At 53.1% G+C, this 4,831-nt stretch carries 4 protein-coding genes; all 4 read left to right on the top strand.

Translation table 11 applies throughout. The annotated features are described in order from the left end of the window. Positions 1-649 (top strand): type IV pilus biogenesis/stability protein PilW (locus DW640_RS24170; protein ID WP_370448864.1); only part of this gene is annotated, 649 nt, incomplete at its 5' end. Between the two features lie 55 nt (positions 650-704). Beyond that, positions 705-2,138 (top strand): hypothetical protein, encoded by a 1,434-nt coding sequence (locus tag DW640_RS22835; protein WP_032561139.1) that lies wholly within the window; start codon positions 705-707, stop codon positions 2,136-2,138. A 194-nt stretch (positions 2,139-2,332) separates the two neighbouring features. Next, positions 2,333-3,247 (top strand): FimB/Mfa2 family fimbrial subunit, encoded by a 915-nt coding sequence (locus DW640_RS22840; RefSeq protein ID WP_005823188.1) that lies wholly within the window; start codon positions 2,333-2,335, stop codon positions 3,245-3,247. Next, positions 3,247-4,659, top strand: a complete 1,413-nt coding sequence (locus DW640_RS22845) for a DUF5042 domain-containing protein (protein ID WP_005823186.1) — start codon at positions 3,247-3,249, stop codon at positions 4,657-4,659. The genes DW640_RS22840 and DW640_RS22845 overlap by 1 nt, the downstream gene beginning before the upstream one ends. The last annotated feature ends 172 nt before the right edge of the window (positions 4,660-4,831 follow it).

Genomic DNA, 4,831 nt, shown 5'->3' on the forward strand with positions numbered 1-4,831 from the left:
GAAGAATGCGCCGATCTATCGTACCGAGGGTATCGGGGAGGACTGGGAAGGCCTCAAATCGGCGGTCAGCGGCTCCACCCTCGTCAACAGGGACGAGATCCTTTTTATCATCGGACATAACGAACGTGACACGGAGCGCGAGGCGGCCATCCGTGCCCTGGATGACGGCAGGAGCTATCGCCTCCTCCTCGAAGAGTTCTATCCGGGGCTGCGGCGCACGACTTTCAGTCTCAGTTTTGACGTGAGACCCTACACGGTGGAGGAACTTCCCGGAATTTTTGAAACGAAACCCGAGTGTCTCAGCCAGCACGAGATGTACCAGCTGGCCGAACTGTACGCTTCCCGGGGGGCGTCTCCCCTTCCGGTGTACGAGAGGGCCTACGGACAGTTTCCGGATGACGCCGTGGCAATTCTGAATTACGCCAACGCCCTGTTGAAATACGAGCAGGATGCGGACGGCGCGTTGCGGGTGTTGGAACCGGTAACGAATGACAGCCGTGCTTTCTTTCCCATGGCCGTTGCTTATAACATGAAAGGTGACTGGAGGAAGGCGGAAGAATTAATCAAGAAAGCCGGTATGGCCCAGGGCAAACAAAAACTCTCAGGGGAGCCCGGGGATGGTGGAAACAATCAGCAGATAGAGATGTAACTCAGACATAGTTATATATAGTATTAGTAATCTTAATTTAAAAACAATTTGAATTATGAAAGTAATGAAGTATTTTGCAGTGGCCTCGTTGGCGTTGTTCGCTGCATGTAACAACGAAGAGAATCCGGTAGCGCCGGAGAGTGGCAACCAACCGGTTGATGTGGTGATGTCAGTGGCATTACCCGGTCCGGGCACACGTGCCGCCATGGGTGAATTGCAGAACACCGCCAACCACCAGGATGCGGCATCGGTTGAAAAACTGCATGTGTACTTGGTGGCTGGGGAAGACATTGTCCTGTCGAAGGAATTTACAAAAGATACTGATGATTTTACCAAGCTGACTTCGGCTACTGCCGTGGGTGCAGAGGCAACGACGGGAGGTTATAAATTCCTTGACGTGGACAATGGCGTGACAAAGGCACTTGTTATCGCTAACCCTCAGGGAGCGTTGGTTGACGGTGAGGGAAAGACTGTTGCTGAAATCAGCAAACAACAGCTGAAAGCCCAAATTAATGAAGTGATTTATGCCGGTTCTGAAACACTTACCACTGTTGGCGCCGAGCCTTATGGCGTCAATCCTCAGGAAGACAAACGTACCGTGAAGAAGGCCGAGCTCACCTTGACCGCCAGCATGAACCGCTTCCAGGTGACCGGTACCAAGTTTGTCAAGGTTATCTGGAAAGACGGGAAAAAGACCGAGGCTGAACAATGGTGCACGACTTGGCTGGCCAAGGATGAAAATAAGGGAAAGAGCAGTGCCGAAGCGTGGGCCGCTTTCAAGGCTGATGCCACAGGCTTCAACGGCCAGATATGGGACGGCAAGTCCGACATTGCCCAACAGGCCAGCCTGAGTCAATGGCTGCAGGTTGTCGAAGTGACCACTGCAAACCAAGGTATCCTGATGAACCGTTTCAGCAGAACGCTCTCTGTTCCTCAACTTACAGTGGAAGAAGAGGCAAACTGGTTCTGGGCCAAGACTTACGCCGGAGACCGCTATAAATTCGAAGACGGCACGTTCAAACCCGACGGTAACACGGACTTGTCGGAAGTGGCCTCCTATTTCAATGCAGCGGGTTTCGATTTCGCACAGGGGGCAAAGGCCGCAGCGTTTAACTTCTTCGTGAACGGCATTACGGGTTACGGTAAGGAAAACAACGCTCCAAAACTTGCTTTCGTTTTCAAGACAGGTGACGACGGCGTATCCGCCGACAGACGTTTTGTCGTTATATCCGGTTACGCGAAGGCAGAAGGTGAAACTGCAGGCACGACGGATCTGGAAGCCGGCAAGGGCGGTTACCTGATCAATCTGGATCTCGCTGCGCTGAACGGGGGCCAGGGTATCCTCGTGGATGTTGACCCGAGCATTCCTGAAGGTGTGACTCCCGAACCGGGCGGACAGGGGGATTTGGAGGACGAGAACGTGAACGTCATCGTCCGTGTCGAGGTGCAGCCTTGGACCGCTGTGAACGTATTCCCCATCCTTGACTGATACAGATAGAGAGTAATAGCCACTTGCCGGAGCGCTTTTCCCGTATCGGCCCTGACAGGCCGGTACCGGAATCCGCCCCGCACTCTCGGGGAGGGGAAAGTTTGTCCCCTCCCTTTTTTATTACCCACGGGAGGGAAACGTGTCCTCTCTTTCGGGAAAATTACAGTATTGATTTATAATAATTAGTGTAAAGTATGAACATAAGAAACATACCGACCTGGCTGGGCCTGTTGGCCGCTTTATACCTCGTGACCGCATGTGACCGGGTGTATGACGACCTGAGCGGCTGCCTTGGCAACACGATCGTCTTCTCCTACCTGGCCGATGACAACCGGGAACATCTGCAGGAATACGTGGATGACATTGACGTCTTCATCTTTGACGTCGGGAACGGGGCCTTGGTGGAGAAACACCACCTGGAGGGAGAACAGCTGCTTTCACCGCTGGAGGTCAGGCTCCCGGAAGGTGATTATAAAGTAGTGGCTGTGGGCAACGCGTTGAACGAGACGGTTATCGGGGATGGTGCTTACGGTGAAGCGTCGGTTTCCCGGCCCGAACTGGCGGAAAAGGACGGACCGGCGGCCGGCACGTTTGACAGGCTATACCTTGGGGAAACCACCATCACGTCGAAGGTCATGAACGACTCCCGTGACGTGGTAAGACTTTATTCCCAGCACGTGAAAATCCATGCGGTAGTCCTTCCCGACGACGATGAGAACGCCGGGACCTGGTACGAACAGAACAAGGGGACGGGCTTCCGCCTGACGATGGAAACGCTCTCAGCCCGTTTCTCCTTTTCCGGGCAGCGTTCGGGAGAAACATCCTTCGACCTTCCGTTTTACACGGGAGGAAAAAACGACCGTTTCGTGCTTGATTTCAATACCCTGCGCTTCAAGGACGGGGACCCGCTGACGATCCGTCTTATGCAGGGAGATAAGGTTCTCTGCATGGTAGATGTCGCGGAATATATCGCTCTGTATCCCGACCAGATACGGATAACGGGGCGGCAGGAAGCGGTGCTTCCACTGTTCTTCCGCCAGAATCCCCGTTCTCTGACAGTAAGTGTAAAACCCTGGGAAGCCGTTGACGTGGTTCCCATAACCGATTGATGAATATTATGCTGAAAGATACTAAATATACTCGCACGGTAAGGGCCTTGAGGAACTTTGTGATGACGGTGTTGCCGCTCTTTTTCCTTGCCCTGACAGGATGCCGAAACGAAGAAGATATCCCGGAACGGCTTTCCGGAGAGGATGACGTGACCGTCAGGCTGAACCTGTCAACCCGTGGCGTAACAGCCGGGGGAAGTGAGATGCTGGACCTTTATTCCTCCGATCCGGCCAACTGGTATAAAACCGGCACACTGTTTCCCCAAGCCCCCGCACAGCCCAGAATAGCACTTATGGTTTTCAACAAGGAGCAGAACCGGTATGTGTACAGTCGCCTGCTTCCTTTCAGTTCGGGCAACGCGGAGGGGGAATATCAAACCAAGATACGCATCCCCAAAGGCGAGAGTGAATTCTATGCTTTCTATGCCCCCAACCAGACAGGAAAGGACCTGCCCTATTATACGCCCGGAGGAATCCTGCAGAACGCAGTTCCATGGGACTTCCTCGGGGAAGGCATGGAGGAGGTGGACAGGGAGGATATTGTCGAAGCCGCATTCCCTGCCATCATCAGGGAGCAGGATGACGGCAGTCTCGGCATTCCGGTGGACAACCCGTACGATGGTGTGACTCCTTCCCCGTCGGATGAGAAGATTATAGATTGGACAACAACTTCCAATATCTCTTGGGATGACGCTCCCGGAATATCCAACAGGTTGCATATGGGCATGCTTTCGGGAAAGCTGTCCACGGCCGTCCAGCCCGCTTCCGGGGAGCAGGTGCAGGATATCACAATCCCGCTGTTCCGTGATTTCTCCCGTGTCAGAATATACATCGCAAGCATTGCCCCCTTTGAGCAGATCATTTATAATTATAAAAGGATTGCCTTTTTGAACTTTCCGGTACTGATGTCTCCTTCTTTCAGGGAGAATGACTCGGACGGCGGCCAGCTTGCAGGATCCACCCCGGGAACGGGAAAGAACACGGAGCATACGGGCACGTATTCCTATGGAATAAAAAATGAAGCGCAACTGACCATCTACGAGGCCCCCCTCAATGCCAGCGGAGGGATTGACTATACGGAAATGGACGCCCAAAAATACGAGCAGTTCTTCCTTCCCCAGTACCTGGCCCCGTATATTCCGGAAGCCAATTCCTGGCAGGAAGGACACCCTCACCCGAAGATACAGCTGACAGTGGAGTATTATACAGGAGGAAACATCTCACAGACCAGGACAAGGACCTTTTTGCTTGACATTGGCGAGGAAAGTTCTCCCGGGGTGTATTCCGGCCCCATTTACCCGAACCGGGATTATAAGGTATTCATGGTCTTGCCGGAAGCCGCGGACAGAGAGATTATCTACCGGGTCGAATCCTGGGAGCGGAAGGATGTGGAGTTCCCTCCTTTTCAGTGATGTTCACGATTTTGTCATTATAAATTTTTATTATATATGAAAGCATATAGGCTGAAAATAACTTGTTTCATTCTTTTGTTACTGCCCGTTCTTACCTGCTGTACGGACGAGGAGCTGCTTCGGGGCAGCGGTGTCCCGGAAGGCGTGCCCACGACGGTAGACATCAGCGTGG

Origin of the sequence: Bacteroides sp. AM23-12, from assembly GCF_003434395.1 — a bacterium.
GTDB lineage: Bacteria > Bacteroidota > Bacteroidia > Bacteroidales > Bacteroidaceae > Bacteroides > Bacteroides thetaiotaomicron.